Raw genomic sequence first — 14,188 nt, 5'->3', positions numbered from 1 at the left:
GGGGTGTGATTTTACACAAAAGTACTGTTAAGATACTGTCATTTTAGTGGTTCTGATGCAAATGCCTGCAATCTTGCCTCACTTTGGCAAATTCCAAATTGCTAGTAAGATGCTTACCTCAAGCGTCTTTGTCGCATTATTAATGACAGTGGACACAACTGTATTAGCTCAACCCTCGATCGCACCAACACAGATTCAATCTCAACCAGCACCAGACACAAACCCCATCGCTCAGAAATTATTCGGGCAATGGGAAACTAAAGACCCGTCATCTTCTACCAGCCTAACCTTTATTTTCACACCAGAAAACAAGTTATTTCTCCTCATACCCGATTCTAAAGATACTGGTGCGATCGAATTTAAATATCGCATTAACCCAACGCCACAACCGATGCATCTAGATGTAATCATCTCCAGTAATGAAGAACCGGTGTTGACAATTTTTGAATTTACTGCTAATAGTCAGATGCGGTTACAACTAGATGGAACTAATCCCGGAAAACCTAGACCCACGGCTTTTTCTTCACAGGCGTCTTTATTCAAAAAAGTTTCTAATGGGACGACATTGCCTGATAATATCCAAATCATCAACCCAGAAGCCGAAAATCAACAAACTAACGATCCAAAAGTTGAAGCGAAAAAAGTTATTGCTAGCATCAACCTCGCTCAACAGGCTTATTATTTACAAAATCAAAAGTTCGGTACTCTTGAGCAACTAAATCTAGGGATTAAACCGGAAACCGAAAATTACCATTACAGAATAGTACCGTCATTTCAACAAGCCCAAATTGTAATTAGTACTGCTGCTGCTAAAAAACCGCAACTAAAAAGCTATACAGGTATTGTATTTAACAGAACAGTTAAAGGTCAGGCGATGGCAATTACAGGTATTTGTGAAACTGATGAACCCTCAAATAAACCACCACTTCGTCCTATATTTTCGAACCAAAAATCTCAGCAAATTCAATGTCCAGTTGGCTCACATTTATTGTAATATTTATCAGTAAAGAATTTAGGAGTAGAGACGCGATTAATCGTGTCTCTACAAAAGTTAGGGATTTTACATAAATATATACAGCGGATAGTAACGATCGTCCTTTTTAGGAGAAAAAGTGGTTACCTTCTCCTTTGTTATGAGTGCAATCGATGGACAAAGTGCTTATGTTCGTGACATTGATTTCTGCATTTTTCCTTGGGTTAGTTGCGGGACTGCGATCGCTCACAGCTCCTGCGGCTTTATTTCTGGCACGTGGCGGCATTATCGGGATCGTTCTGGCTGTACTAGCAGTGGCTGAGTTGATTGGCGACATGCTGCCGCAAATGCCTTCTCGCACGAGTCCCCCGGCGTTGATTGCTCGGATTATCAGTGGCGGCATTGTGGGATGGCTAATCACCGGAGCAAACAGCAGTTTTGCCCCCGTTGGGGCGCTCTTTGGTGTTGTGGGCGCATTGGTCGGTACCTATGGGGGTAGGGCGGTGCGGATAGCCGCCATTGAACGGATTGGCGCAGTTCCTTCTGCTCTTGCGGAGGATGTTGTCGCGATCGCTCTAGCTGCCTTTATCGTTACTCGTTGAGGTCGCAAAGTGTCTAAGTCCTAAGTTAACTGGTATCTTAACTAAAGTGAGACATCTCTGTTAAACCAATTCGCAATGGGCTACGCCCCGCTACGAAGAGAGCAATTACGTTTTTTAACATAAACCCCGACACAACCCGACACAAAAAAAGTTGCTTCTTGAAGCAGGGGACTTATACCAATTTTTTATGAAGCTGCATATAATTCGATCCCCCCTAGCCCCCCTTAAGAAGGGGGGAACCAGAAAAACATCTATTCAAGTCCCCCAATTTATCGGGGGATTTAGGGGGATCAAGATATGTGCAACTTCACGTTAAATTGGTATTAAACCTGCAAACTTTGTTAAAAATCGGAATGGGTGTATTCTTAATTCGGTTCGCACTTGTTTCAGACAGTTATTTGTAAACCCAACAACCACAGGAATTACAGGCATGACAAAACTAGATGGAAAAATTGCAGTCGTTACAGGTGCGTCTAAAGGTATCGGTGCCTCGATCGCTAAACATCTGGCCGCTGAAGGTGCAAGCGTTGTCGTCAACTACGCCTCCAGCCAAGAAGGAGCCAATCATGTGGTTGACGAGATTATCAGCAAAGGCGGCAAAGCGATCGCAGTCCAAGCAAATGTTGCCAAAAAAGCAGAGATTGAACATCTATTTGCAGAGACACAGCAAGCATTCGGCAAACTTGATATTTTGGTCAACAATGCTGGAATTTATGAATTTTCGCCACTTGAAGACATCACGGAAGAGCATTTCCACAAGCAATTCGATCTGAATGTTCTGGGATTAATCCTCAGCTCACAACAAGCCATCAAACACTTTGGCTCGGCAGGTGGCAGCATTATCAATATAAGTTCGGTCGTCAGCACCCTGACACCCCCGAATGCCTCAATCTATAGCGCTACCAAAGCGGCTGTTGATGCCGTCACCAAATCCCTAGCCAAAGAGTTGGGTTCCCGCAAGATTCGTGTAAACTCCATCAATCCTGGCTTGGTGGAAACCGAAGGTACGCACACAGCAGGAATTACCGAAAGCGAAGGTCGCAAACAAACTGAAGTGCAAACACCCCTGGGTCGCATTGGCCAGCCAGAGGACATCGCCCCTGCCGTTGTCTTCCTTGCTTCCTCTGATTCAGCTTGGATTACTGGCGAAACGCTGTACATATCGGGTGGGTTTCGCTAGCTTTAGATGTCATACAGCAGAATTCAGAATTCAAATGAATATTGATTTAAAACCGTACTTTGTCCCGCTACGCGCTTTCGCCACTCGTGGGCGAAACTAGTATTAAATATTCTCGCTTTAAAACTCTATCCCTTCCCTATGGGACGGTGCGCGAATGTGGGTAGAGTATTCAGAATTCTGAATTCTGAATCCTTTTTATCAAAGCAAACTATCTTCAAGGAGTTTAGCGCTGATGGAAACAGCAGATGTCATTGTCATCGGCAGTGGTCAAGGAGGCATTCCACTAGCAGCTGACTTTGCCAATGAGGGACGTAAGGTTGTCTTGTTTGAGCGGGATGCTTTAGGCGGTAGTTGCATCAACTATGGCTGCACTCCGTCCAAAGCCTTCTTAGCAGCGGCTCATGCAGCAGGGCGATCGCGCCAAAGTAAGAAGTTAGGCATCCATACGCAGGTTGAAGTGGATTTTCCCGCTGTGATGGAGCGAGTTCGGGGAATCCGCAACAGCTTTAATCAGGGGATTCGCCAGCGATTGGAGACTGCGGGTGTCAAAGTCATTTGTGCCGAAGCTTCTTTTGTGGGCGAACGGACGGTCAAAGGGGGAGATGTTACCCTTGAAGCTCCTCTGGTAATCATTAATACAGGCACATCAGCGCTGATTCCTGACATTCCGGGACTTGCAGGAACTCCCTACTTGACCAACCACAACTTCTTTGACTTGAACACCTTACCAGCCCGTTTACTGGTGATTGGAGGCGGCTATATTGGCTTGGAATTAGGACAAGGACTAGCGCGTTTGGGCAGTCAAACCCATTTAATTGTGCGGGGCGATCGCCTTCTTGGGCAAGAAGAGTCTGAGGTCAGCGAGGTCTTAGCAGAAGCATTAAAGCAGGATGGAATTGGGCTGCATTTTGGAGTCAATGTGAATCACGTCGCCCATGAGAATAATCTGTTTAGCCTGACCCTGAGCAGTGGCGAACAACTCCAGGGAGAAGCATTGCTGGTTGTGATTGGCCGGAAACCCAATACAAGTGCATTAAATACAGCCACCAGTGGAATTGAGCTAGACGAGCGAGGGTTTATTAAAATTGACGACCAGTTCCATACCTCCTGTTCTGGAGTTTATGCCATTGGGGATGCTGCTAAACAACCTGCTTTTACCCATGTGTCGTGGGAAGACTATCGCCGTTTAAAAGCAATTTTGTGTGGAGAAAACCGGACACGGAGCGATCGCGTCCTTGGCTATGCAGTCTACACAGAACCCCAGGTCGGGCGAGTCGGTATGACGTTAGAACAGGCTCAGAAACAAGGCATCAACGCGCGTGCTGTGACGTTACCCATGAACCAAATTGCCCGTGCCATTGAGTGGGGACATGACCTTGGGTTTTATCGGATGGTAATCGACACTGACACAAACAAAATCCTGGGAGCAACCCTGGTGGGGTACGAAACTGCTGAATTGGTGCATGTATTTTTATCCCTGATGGAAGCAGGAGGAACTTGGCAGTTGTTAGAGCGATCGGTTCACATTCATCCTACCTATGGTGAAGCTTTACCCAGTCTGGCACGGTTGTTGCTTGGTGATAACATACCAGGGTGTCCGAATATGTAATCGGGAATTTTGTCCAACTAGTTAGAAACTGACAAATAAAAAAATAACTGTTCACAATCAACACTTCGGCTCATTTCGGCTCATTTCGACTACGCTCAAATCGAGCGACTTGCACTGAGCGGCGTCCAAGTGAGTCGAGATTCAGTGACCACAGTCAACAGTCAACAACCAACAATTTCAAGCAGTTGTTTTTATTTCTTCGAGTTCCCTTATTCTGACTCCTGAATTTTGTAATCTGCATTTTTTTCAAGTTTTATGAGTAATAATTACCCAATTGATGCTACTGCTAGCCTGATTTCTCCTAATATTTCTAGCTACCAGTTGAGACAAAGCGTTCCTTTAAAGTTGGGAATTATGGCTTCTGGAAATGGCAGCAATTTTGATGTAGTTGCCCAAGCGATCGCAGATGGACAGCTAAATGCCCAAATTCAAGTTTTGATTTATAATAATCCTTCGGCTAAAGCAGCGGTAAGAGCAGCCAATAGAGGTGTAGAAACTGTCTTATTAAATCACCGCGATTACAAAAGCCGGGAAAACTTTGACGAGAAAATTGTGCAGACATTACGCCAGTACAATGTGGAATGGGTGATTATGGCAGGTTGGATGAGATTGTTAACATCAGTATTTATTGATGCTTTTCCTAACAGGATTATTAATATACATCCGAGTTTGTTACCTAGTTTTAAAGGAATTCATGCTGTAGAACAAGCTTTGGCGTCGGGGGTGACAATTACTGGCTGTACGGTGCATATCGCTTGTTTAGAAATGGACAGCGGTCCAATATTGATGCAAGCGGCAGTACCAATATTGCCAGATGATACGCCAGAAACACTTCATGCCAGAATTCAAATTCAAGAGCATCGGATTTTGCCAACGGCGATCGCTTTGGCAGTTTATACCAATTTACTGATGACTGATGACTGATGGCTGATGACTGTTAACCGTTAACAGTCAACAGTCAACCGTGTTTATATACTTTAGACGCGCATCAGCTTAACACAGCTGTGTTACCCTACTGAATTCTTTATTTTGTATTTTTGTTCAACAAGGCATTAAAGCATCTAATCTCCCAAGTACTGCCATATCTTCTGCATCTAATTCTACTTGTGTGCCACTGCGAATTAATTCGGAAAAGTCTTCGTTAGGCACCATTACAGTTAGGGTATACAAGCGAGTATTACCTGTATTTTTAATCAAATGCGTTCCTGTGGGAGGCACTAATAAACTATCTCCGGTTTTGATATTAGCAATCTTGCCGTCACACATGGCGATTCCTTCTCCTTTGAGGACAAAAAACATTTCCACCGCCCACTGATGGCGATTTGGTGGTGTTTGTCCGCCAGCATCAAAGATTTCTATGCAGCAAGTTAAGGATGTATTAGCATTGGTGGAATCGAAGATAATCGCTAACCGATTAGTGTCCTGGGGAGTGATGCGATATACCTGATAATCTTTGGGAGATTTGATAATCGGAATTACACAACGAGTAGCGTGCATTTTATTTATCCTCTCGGAAGTTATTGATGGAAATCTTGAATTGTGATAGTTATTCTATTGTCGTGAATATGGAAGGAAAAATAATCTCACGCAAAGGCGTCAAGAAAAGAGAGGGATTGTTTTCTAGAGAGGCGAGGAATCGCGTCTCGTTAATTGATTGGCTCTTCTTGATTCAGTGCTGTTAAAATTGCTTGGGAATCGGTGACGAAACCGAAACATTGTTTGACGTTATATAATGTCGCCAACCAACAATATTCAGGTGATGTTGTGGCGGTGCAGTCTTTAATTAATACACAGTCATATCCTAAGAAGTTGGCATCACATAATGTAGTCAGCACACATTGATCGGCATTCACGCCAGCAAAGAATAGTGTCGTTTTTCCCAGATTCTTTAAAATACTGTCTAAGGGTGTATCCCAAAAGCCACTCATGCGGTATTTATCTACACAAATATCTTCGGGAAGCTTTTCTAGTTCGTCTACCACAGCCGCCGCCCAACTACCTGCCATCAGTACTCTAGCACCATTGCTTGGCAGTGGATCGCCTAATCCGATACCCTCTCCTGTGGGATTATACACGTGACGAGAATTAGCACTAATGTTGAGTAAGTCGGGACGATTCCCCCAATTTATCCAAATGACTGGAAGACCAACCTCACGGAGTTCTGGAAGTAAGTTGTTTAAAGGTTCGATAGGCTGACGCGCTGGAGTGACATCAACGCCGATATGCGCTAACCAGCCGTCAGGGTGACAGAAGTCGTTTTGCATATCAATGACGACAATAGCAGCTTTTGCCAAGTCTAGGCGCAGGGTTTTTGTTTCTGTTGCTAAGATAACGGGTTGTGGGATCTTTTGAGGACGAGTGATATCTGCGATCGCATCATTCACTGTCCATGCATTTGGTGCAACTCCCAATGTCCGTAACGGTAAATTCATAAAATTACACAACACCATTTTCTATTTTGTAACTTGAAATTCAGTCCAAAATCAGATTACTTAATCAAGGTTAAATATGGGAACTTTCACTATTCAAAATGTTTTGATTGCTACTGGTGATGATTACATAACCGTAGATGTGCAAGTTGTCAATGGGGCGATCGCAGCTATTGCCCCTAATCTACAGTTAATTGGTATAGCGATCGATGGTAAAAATAAGCTGCTGCTTCCTGGCTTTTTCAACGCCCACACCCACTCTTCGGAGATGTGGCAGCGAGGAATCATGTCAACTTTACCTTTAGAATTATGGTTGGCAGAACTGTATGATTTTGCTCCCATTGACACTGAACAGGTTTATCTCAGCGCTTTGGGAACGGCGGTGGAAACTTTACTTTCCGGCGGAACGAGTGTTGTAGATCATCTGGTATTGATTCCGGGACTTGAATTAGAAACCATCGCTATTGCAAGTCGCGCTTACAAAGAAGTGGGAATTCGCGCCTTTATCGCCCCCCTGATTCAAGATGAATCCCTCACCGCAGGGATACCATCTGGGGAATCAACCCAAAATCATGAAGCTTATTATCACTCAACTGCGGCAACACTGGAAATTATTGCAGAAGCGGTGAGACAGTTTCATCGCCCAGATGAGGGGGTGAGTATTTTAGTTGCCCCAACGGGGATACAATTGTGTACTGACGATTTGTTTACGGGATGTATTGAATTAAGCGATCGCTATGATCTTTGTCGTCACTCCCATTTACTGGAAACTAGGGCACAGGAAAAACTCGCCCAAGAGAAGTACGGCTGTACTGCGGTGGAACATTTACAGAGAATCGGGTTTTTGAGCAATAAAACTTCACTAGCTCACTGCGTTTGGTTAAATGATACTGATATCGCCATCCTTGCCGAAACTCAATCTACAGTTGTTCATAATCCTTTAAGTAATCTGCGTTTAGGTAGTGGCATTGCCCCGATTTTAAAATATCGCCAAGCGGGAGTAAATGTAACTTTTGGTTGTGATGGTGCCTCTAGCAATGACTCTCAAGATTTACTAGAAGCCATTAAAATTGGTTCTATTTTACATAACGTTACAGACTTCGATTATCAACACTGGATTACACCGCGACAAGCAGTAGAAATGGCATCTTTAGGAGGTGCAAAAGGATTGAATATTGCAGATAAACTCGGTTCTTTAACTGTTGGGAAACAAGCGGATTTAGTACTTTACGACCTCACTAATTTATCCTTACTTCCACGTACAGATCCCATTGGTTTGTTAGTTTTAGGGCGTCCTAATAATGTTGTAAATAGTGCTTGGGTAAATGGTAAGCAAATTATTGCCGATGGTAAGGTGACAACAGTTAATGTTAATGAATTACGGCAAGAATTATTTAACCGTAGTCAATGGCAGACAAAACGCAAATCTAAAACCGTCGCCCAAATCGAAGCACATTATCGCACGGTTATGGGGTTGTAAAGACATCTTTGTTTAGAGGTTCTTTGAAAAGTCTAATTTATTACTAGCCGGGCGGCTAGAAGTCCCGGCTACACAGACGAAACCTACCGATCCAGGTTAAAAACTATTGATTTTTTCTTAGTCCAGGTCGCCGGACTTTGTTTGTGTAGTAGCGAATTTTATTCGCCCAATACTTTTCAAACATCCTCTTAGACTGATGACAAGAGTCTAATACCAATTTAGATGTGAACTTGCAGACATCTCAACAAAAAAATAGCGCCTACCTGTTGTCTGTACTTAGGTGGACACTATTCTTTTAATTTCAGTTCAGGGAGGAAATATAGTGAAATCAACTCCCTGATTTTTACTATTAGTTCCAATTTAATTTATTAGATTGCACTGCGATTAGTTAGCAAATTCCACAAGAAAACTGCAACAATTGCACCAAGAACCGCTACTGCAATACCAGTAATGCTGAGTGTGGGAGCGGCTAATGCCAAGGTTCCTGTACTGAAGAATATACCCAAACTACCACCAACAAAAGCACCGATAATTCCTAATAAGATTGTTCCGAGAAATCCGCCGCCTTGATGACCGGGGTAGATAGCCTTTGCAATAGCACCAGCAATTAGACCTAAAACAATCCAAGCAAGAATATTCATTGTTTTTATTTGAGCAACGTTTTTTACTGACAAATATACAATAGCAATCCCAACATTCACCTTCCATCTACCAACAGACCCAATTATTAATAGCCTTGAGGATGAATGCTGTTACTTCTGGTGATATATCTACTAACTGAGATCGGCTAATCCGCTTTGAAGTTGTGTAATCCTTAGCCTCAGAAAGACACAGGTAAGAGCAGGAGACGCGGGGATGCAATTTGAATGATTATTAGCTTAAATAATAAATAAAAAGCTCCTAGTAGGTCTAAAACCAGGAGATAATAAACTCATTGCTTGATAATTGCAGTATATACATTTTCATTCGTAAATTTCTTGGCGTTTAAGCTGTTACGCATTTAATTTGTACATTTGACTGATGACTGAAAACCCGTCAACAGTCAACAATCAACAGTTAACGACCATCAAGAGTGTTTATATACTTTAGACGCGCATCAGCTTAGTAGATTTTTTGGTATCGATTTTTTGTGGAAATACTGCTCTAAGTGAGGGTGATTGTTGAAGAGTTATCATAAAAATTTTGGTAACATTTCTCTGTAACCGCCATTTTTAGGGTTCCTAGAATTGGAGGGGAATCGCTCTTCTCAATGGCTGGTAACATTATTCTATACAGCCCACATAGCAGAAGTTTCCATCCCCTTTTGATAACGATCGCTCAGCAGACTATACAACTTTCATTCGCTTGTATTTTTTAAGGGCGCTTTAACCCAGATTACTGCTACCACCGACTTGAGTTGCACCCTCAGATGCAGGAGGGTGATAAGTCATAGACTGCAATCCTAAGCGACCAGGACCAGTAAAACGGTTAAGAGTGAATGAAATGCCACCAAGCATTACCCCAATAGCTCCGAAGATACCGCCACTAGATTGCAGTGCGGTTACTGTCTCCATTTTTACTGATGAGTCTTTCCACAACCATGCTCCTGGTTCTACATCTAACATCTCTCCAGGAGCGAGGTATTTTTCAAAAACATTGCCGTAACCGTGAATTAGAAGCAGTCCCCCTGCTTGGTGACCAATAAAGCGATCGATAAATAACCCGCCACTCCGGCTGAAAAAGAGGTTCGCTAGTCCTCGCTGGAAAAAGAAACTGTACTCAACATTGCTGGTAGCAAGTAAAAACTGATGCTCGCGCACATCCACTGTCTGTCCGCGCTCTAATTGCAGCACCACAATCTGTCCTGGAGCTTCACGAGAGAAAGCAATATTTCCTGGCCCATGTGCTTCACTGATAAAAATTTGCAGCCCGGCAAAGAAACGCTTGGCTGCCCCTTTTAAACCTTTAACACCAAGGCGAACATTGGGATGTTTCCACAGCAGTATATGATGTTCAAAGTAAATTGATTGCTGTTGTCCCAGATGGACATCTACTACAGGTACTACTTCTCCTTCGATTCTTAAATTTAAGTCACCAGAATGAAACGTTTGTTGGGGATTTCTCAATTCTGGTATCGGTTCATTGATGAAGTCAGACATAGGATAATATGCTCTCACAGATGGTTGAAAGAAAAATCACTGAGCTTAACTATAAGTGATGCTAAGCTGTTAGGCATTTAACTGATGACTGATGACCGTCAATCCTCCTCAACCGTCAACCGTCAACCGTCAACTCTCAACGATTATAAAGAGTGTTTATATAATTTAGAGGATGTTTGAAAAGTCTTCTGAAGGAGAGCAGAAGAGGGAGAGGATATTTTTATGTCTCCTAGCAAAATATTCTCGGCGTTGCTGAATAATGGGATGATTGAGGGTGACACGAAGACACGGGGACACGGGGATTATTTTTGATCCAAATTCCAAAATCATCCATTATGCAACGCTGATTTTTGAAATAACGGCAAGATACTGCAATTGTTAAGTAACAGTAGTTATGGCGAAACCTGCGATTTTAACCGTCGATGACGATCCAGAAGTGTTGCAAGCGGTATCACGAGACTTGCGACATCAGTATGGCGATCGCTTCCGCATTGTCCGGGCAGATTCGGGTATTGCTGCTCTAGATGTGGTGCAGCAACTAAAATTGCGGAATGAACCAGTGGCTCTCTTTTTGGTCGATCAAAGAATGCCCCAAATGGGAGGTGTGGAGTTCCTTGAACGAGCAAAAAGCATCTTTCCTGATGCGAAACGTGCTTTGCTAACGGCGTATGCAGATACGGATGCAGCCATTAAGTCGATTAATAGTGCCAGACTTGATTACTATCTACTTAAGCCCTGGAATCCACCACAAGAGCGACTATATCCGGTTTTGGATGATTTGCTCGATGACTGGCTAGCTGGATTTCGCCCACCTTTTGAAGGAATTCGAGTCATTGGTAATCGTTGGTCACCTTTTTCCCATCAGGTGAAAGACTTCCTAGCGCGTAACCAAATTCCATACAGATGGTTGGATATTGAACTGGAGCCGGATGCAGCGAAATTGGTGGAATACGCCCAAGCCGATGGCAGACAGCAATTACCCCTGGTAATATTTCCCGATGGTTCTCGATTAATCCAACCATCTAATTTAGAGATTGCCGCGAAAATTGGATTGCAAACCCAGGCAGAACGACCCTTTTATGACCTGGCCATCGTCGGTGGTGGTCCTGCTGGACTGGCAGCGGCTGTTTATGGGGCTTCTGAAGGACTGAGTACTGTCTTAATTGAGCGTGAAGCACCAGGTGGACAAGCAGGAACGAGTTCTCGCATTGAGAATTATCTGGGGTTTCCTGTTGGCTTGAGCGGCAGCGATTTGGCCAGACGGGGAGTTACTCAGGCGCGACGTTTTGGGGTGGAAATTCTCACTCCTCAAGTCGTAACAGGGGTTAAGCTGCAAGATCCTTATCGGGTTTTACAATTGGCTGATGGTAGCGAGATTAGTTGCCATGCACTTTTAGTTGCGACCGGCGTTTCCTATCGCTGGCTAACTGTACCAGGAGCCGACAAGCTCACAGGGGCAGGAATTTATTACGGTGCTGCCATGACTGAGGCGATCGCCTGTAGCAATGAAGAGGTTTACTTAGTGGGCGGGGCAAATTCTGCCGGACAGGCAGCAATGTATTTTTCTAAGTATGCCAGCAAAGTGATTATGTTGGTGCGTGGTGAGTCACTTTCATCAAGTATGTCCCAATATTTGATTGACCAAATTGCGGCTACTGAAAATATCAAAGTTTGCACAAGTTGCAGCGTTATCGAAGTTAAGGGAGACGAACATTTAGAAGCAATTGTGATTGCTCATGCCAAGAGTGGAGAAACTGAAACAGTGCTGGCGCGATCGCTTTTCATCTTCATTGGTGCTAGCCCGAAAACTGATTGGCTCGATGGTGTGATTCAACGCGATGCTCAAGGGTTTATCATCACAGGGCTGGACTTGATGCATAATGGCAAATCTCCTCGAGGTTGGCCTTTGGAACGCTCTCCTTTCTTACTAGAAGCCAGTGTTCCTGGCATCTTTGCAGCCGGAGATGTGCGCTATGGATCGATTAAACGGGTAGCATCCGGTGTGGGAGAAGGTTCCATCGCCATTCAATTTGTTCATCGCTACTTGAGCAATGTTTAGCTGGAGCAAGAGAAAATCAGGAGGTTGATTGATGTTGTGTATTGAGGAATTGATCGACTTAGAACCGTTTCAACAGCTTTCTCAAGAGCAATTAGAGTGGGTTTGCGATCGCGCTCAAACAGTTGAACTCCGTGCCGCAGAAGTATTGGTGCATGAGGGAGATCCGGGACACGGCTTATTTATCTTAGTCAAAGGGAAAATTAATCTTACTCGCCGCAGTGAAGGAGTTGAAATTCCCATTGGGCAACATAAAGCCCCATCTTTTTTTGGTGAAATTCCAGTCCTTACAGATGAACCTGTACCTGTGACAATTCGGGCATTGACAGATTGCAACCTGTATAAAATTGAAGGAGAAGACTTCCGGAAACTGCTGCATGAATGTCGTGATTTTGAGCGGATGGTTTTCCGCATTATGGAACGTCGTCTTCGGGGACTAGAGTCCTTTATTCGGGGACGGGAAAAGATGGCAGCTTTAGGGACACTTGCTGCCGGTCTAGCTCATGAACTGAACAACCCAGCCTCAGCACTCGTTCGGACTTTAGGGGAAATGCCAGCCGCTATCCTAGAACTACAACGGATGAACTTAGTTTATGGGCAACGGAATGTTGAGGAAGCGCATACTCAAAACTGGTTGAGAGTGCGCGATCGCGGTCATGATACGATTTTAAATAATCGTCTCGATCCGGTGACCCTAAGCGATCGCGAAACAGTATTGTTGGAATGGTTAGAAGATTATGGCGTAGAGCAAGCATGGAAGTTAGCAGAACCTTTAGCGCAAGGTGGCATTGAGGTTGAAACCTTAGACGATCTCATGGAACGTTGGCGTAATGAAAATACTGAATTGCGAGAAATGGGATTGCACTGGCTATCGCTTTCGTTTGAAGTCATATCAATGATTAAACATGGTTTGCGAGGAGCCGAGAGAATTTCCGAACTTGTGCAAGCGATGAAGTCTTATGCTTACCTCGATCGAGGCGTTCAGCAAGAAGTTGATGTGCATCAAGGTTTAGAAGATACATTGCGATTGTTTGCTTATCAACTCAAGGGTGGCATCGAAGTACAACGCAATTACGATCGACATCTTCCGAAAATCCCTGCTTATGGTAGCGAATTGAATCAGGTGTGGACGAACTTAATTGACAACGCTATTGATGCAATGGCTGGTAAGGGAGTGTTAGAAATTACAACACAGCATTGCGATCGCTTTGCTCATATTGACATCATTGATTCTGGTAGTGGAATTCCACCTGAAATTAAAACCCGTATTTTTGAACCTTTTTTCACTACCAAATCAGTGGGGCATGGTTCAGGACTCGGTTTGGAAACTGTTCGCCGGATTGTAGAAAATCGCCATCATGGTACCCTCTCATTTGAGTCTGAGCCAGGTAGAACTTGTTTCAGCGTTTGTTTGCCCTTATCAAATGGGCAATAAGGAAACTCTCAGAAATAAAACAACCCTTTGAGGGACTGACAAATAAAATACTAATCAATCGCTTTAGGGAGACAAGGGAGAGATATTGCTAGCTTGTCCCTCTTGTCCCCCTACTCCCAATACTTCTCGGGTTTTGCATTTTTAACTCGGAATCGGGTTTGGGGAAAAGGGTAAAGGGTAAGGGTTAAAGCTTTTTTCTTTCCCTTTTCCCTTTCCCCTTTTCCCTTTCCCCTTTTCCCTTTCCCCTTTCCCCTTTCCCCTTTCCCCTTTTCCCCTTTTCCCTTTA

The 14,188-nt window shown here is 43.8% G+C and carries 12 protein-coding genes; 8 read left to right on the top strand and 4 right to left on the bottom strand.

What is annotated here, in order from left to right; all coding sequences use genetic code 11:
- Nucleotides 1-61 precede the first annotated feature (61 nt).
- The 5 genes from ACFG4S_RS03305 (at nucleotide 62) to purN (ending at nucleotide 5,288) form a co-directional block, all read left to right on the top strand.
- Nucleotides 62-994: a type IV pilin-like G/H family protein gene (locus ACFG4S_RS03305; RefSeq protein ID WP_392533451.1), complete on the top strand. Its 933-nt coding sequence runs from the start codon at nucleotides 62-64 to the stop codon at nucleotides 992-994.
- 152 nt (nucleotides 995-1,146) lie between these two features.
- A complete protein-coding gene (locus ACFG4S_RS03300) occupies nucleotides 1,147-1,575 on the top strand; it encodes a hypothetical protein (RefSeq protein WP_392533450.1) in 429 nt (142 codons plus the stop codon).
- 430 nt (nucleotides 1,576-2,005) lie between these two features.
- Nucleotides 2,006-2,755, top strand: a complete 750-nt coding sequence (locus tag ACFG4S_RS03295; protein WP_392533449.1) for an SDR family NAD(P)-dependent oxidoreductase — start codon at nucleotides 2,006-2,008, stop codon at nucleotides 2,753-2,755.
- Nucleotides 2,756-2,987: 232 nt separating this feature from the next.
- Nucleotides 2,988-4,364 carry a dihydrolipoyl dehydrogenase family protein gene (locus ACFG4S_RS03290; protein ID WP_392533448.1) on the top strand — a complete coding sequence of 459 codons (1,377 nt, stop codon included), beginning with the start codon at nucleotides 2,988-2,990 and terminating at the stop codon, nucleotides 4,362-4,364.
- A 255-nt stretch (nucleotides 4,365-4,619) separates the two neighbouring features.
- Nucleotides 4,620-5,288 carry a phosphoribosylglycinamide formyltransferase gene (gene purN / locus ACFG4S_RS03285; RefSeq protein WP_392533447.1) on the top strand — a complete coding sequence of 223 codons (669 nt, stop codon included), beginning with the start codon at nucleotides 4,620-4,622 and terminating at the stop codon, nucleotides 5,286-5,288.
- Nucleotides 5,289-5,405: 117 nt separating this feature from the next.
- On the opposite strand, the gene ACFG4S_RS03280 is transcribed toward purN, so the two are convergent.
- Complete coding sequence (locus tag ACFG4S_RS03280) at nucleotides 5,406-5,861, bottom strand: cupin domain-containing protein (RefSeq protein ID WP_392533446.1); 456 nt, start codon at nucleotides 5,859-5,861, stop codon at nucleotides 5,406-5,408.
- Between the two features lie 149 nt (nucleotides 5,862-6,010).
- Nucleotides 6,011-6,796, bottom strand: a complete 786-nt coding sequence (locus tag ACFG4S_RS03275; RefSeq protein WP_392533445.1) for a cysteine hydrolase family protein — start codon at nucleotides 6,794-6,796, stop codon at nucleotides 6,011-6,013.
- Between the two features lie 76 nt (nucleotides 6,797-6,872).
- On the opposite strand from ACFG4S_RS03275, the gene ACFG4S_RS03270 reads away from it, so the two are divergent.
- Nucleotides 6,873-8,273, top strand: coding sequence for an amidohydrolase (locus tag ACFG4S_RS03270; RefSeq protein WP_392533444.1), 1,401 nt, complete (start codon nucleotides 6,873-6,875; stop codon nucleotides 8,271-8,273).
- A gap of 368 nt (nucleotides 8,274-8,641) precedes the next feature.
- Here the strand turns inward: ACFG4S_RS03270 and ACFG4S_RS03265 are convergent, their stop codons facing one another.
- Complete coding sequence (locus tag ACFG4S_RS03265; protein WP_392533443.1) at nucleotides 8,642-8,914, bottom strand: GlsB/YeaQ/YmgE family stress response membrane protein; 273 nt, start codon at nucleotides 8,912-8,914, stop codon at nucleotides 8,642-8,644.
- A 723-nt stretch (nucleotides 8,915-9,637) separates the two neighbouring features.
- Nucleotides 9,638-10,411: an AIM24 family protein gene (locus ACFG4S_RS03260; RefSeq protein ID WP_392533442.1), complete on the bottom strand. Its 774-nt coding sequence runs from the start codon at nucleotides 10,409-10,411 to the stop codon at nucleotides 9,638-9,640.
- Between the two features lie 394 nt (nucleotides 10,412-10,805).
- On the opposite strand from ACFG4S_RS03260, the gene ACFG4S_RS03255 reads away from it, so the two are divergent.
- Nucleotides 10,806-12,470: an FAD-dependent oxidoreductase gene (locus ACFG4S_RS03255; RefSeq protein WP_392533441.1), complete on the top strand. Its 1,665-nt coding sequence runs from the start codon at nucleotides 10,806-10,808 to the stop codon at nucleotides 12,468-12,470.
- 31 nt (nucleotides 12,471-12,501) lie between these two features.
- Nucleotides 12,502-13,902: a sensor histidine kinase gene (locus ACFG4S_RS03250; RefSeq protein ID WP_392533440.1), complete on the top strand. Its 1,401-nt coding sequence runs from the start codon at nucleotides 12,502-12,504 to the stop codon at nucleotides 13,900-13,902.
- Nucleotides 13,903-14,188 lie beyond the last annotated feature (286 nt).

This window comes from Nostoc sp. C117, from assembly GCF_043099735.1.
Lineage (GTDB): Bacteria > Cyanobacteriota > Cyanobacteriia > Cyanobacteriales > Nostocaceae > Nostoc.
This window is presented reverse-complemented; position numbering and strand designations above follow the sequence as displayed.

Excerpts from the sequence above, each read along its gene's own strand:
- ACFG4S_RS03305 (WP_392533451.1), top strand. The coding sequence starts at position 62 with ATGCCTGCAATCTTGCCTCACTTTGGCAAATTCCAAATTGCTAGTAAG.
- ACFG4S_RS03300 (WP_392533450.1), top strand. The coding sequence starts at position 1,147 with ATGGACAAAGTGCTTATGTTCGTGACATTGATTTCTGCATTTTTCCTT.
- ACFG4S_RS03295 (WP_392533449.1), top strand. The coding sequence starts at position 2,006 with ATGACAAAACTAGATGGAAAAATTGCAGTCGTTACAGGTGCGTCTAAA.
- ACFG4S_RS03290 (WP_392533448.1), top strand. The coding sequence starts at position 2,988 with ATGGAAACAGCAGATGTCATTGTCATCGGCAGTGGTCAAGGAGGCATT.
- purN (WP_392533447.1), top strand. The coding sequence starts at position 4,620 with ATGAGTAATAATTACCCAATTGATGCTACTGCTAGCCTGATTTCTCCT.
- ACFG4S_RS03280 (WP_392533446.1), bottom strand. The coding sequence starts at position 5,861 with ATGCACGCTACTCGTTGTGTAATTCCGATTATCAAATCTCCCAAAGAT.
- ACFG4S_RS03275 (WP_392533445.1), bottom strand. The coding sequence starts at position 6,796 with ATGAATTTACCGTTACGGACATTGGGAGTTGCACCAAATGCATGGACA.
- ACFG4S_RS03270 (WP_392533444.1), top strand. The coding sequence starts at position 6,873 with ATGGGAACTTTCACTATTCAAAATGTTTTGATTGCTACTGGTGATGAT.
- ACFG4S_RS03265 (WP_392533443.1), bottom strand. The coding sequence starts at position 8,914 with ATGAATATTCTTGCTTGGATTGTTTTAGGTCTAATTGCTGGTGCTATT.
- ACFG4S_RS03260 (WP_392533442.1), bottom strand. The coding sequence starts at position 10,411 with ATGTCTGACTTCATCAATGAACCGATACCAGAATTGAGAAATCCCCAA.
- ACFG4S_RS03255 (WP_392533441.1), top strand. The coding sequence starts at position 10,806 with ATGGCGAAACCTGCGATTTTAACCGTCGATGACGATCCAGAAGTGTTG.
- ACFG4S_RS03250 (WP_392533440.1), top strand. The coding sequence starts at position 12,502 with ATGTTGTGTATTGAGGAATTGATCGACTTAGAACCGTTTCAACAGCTT.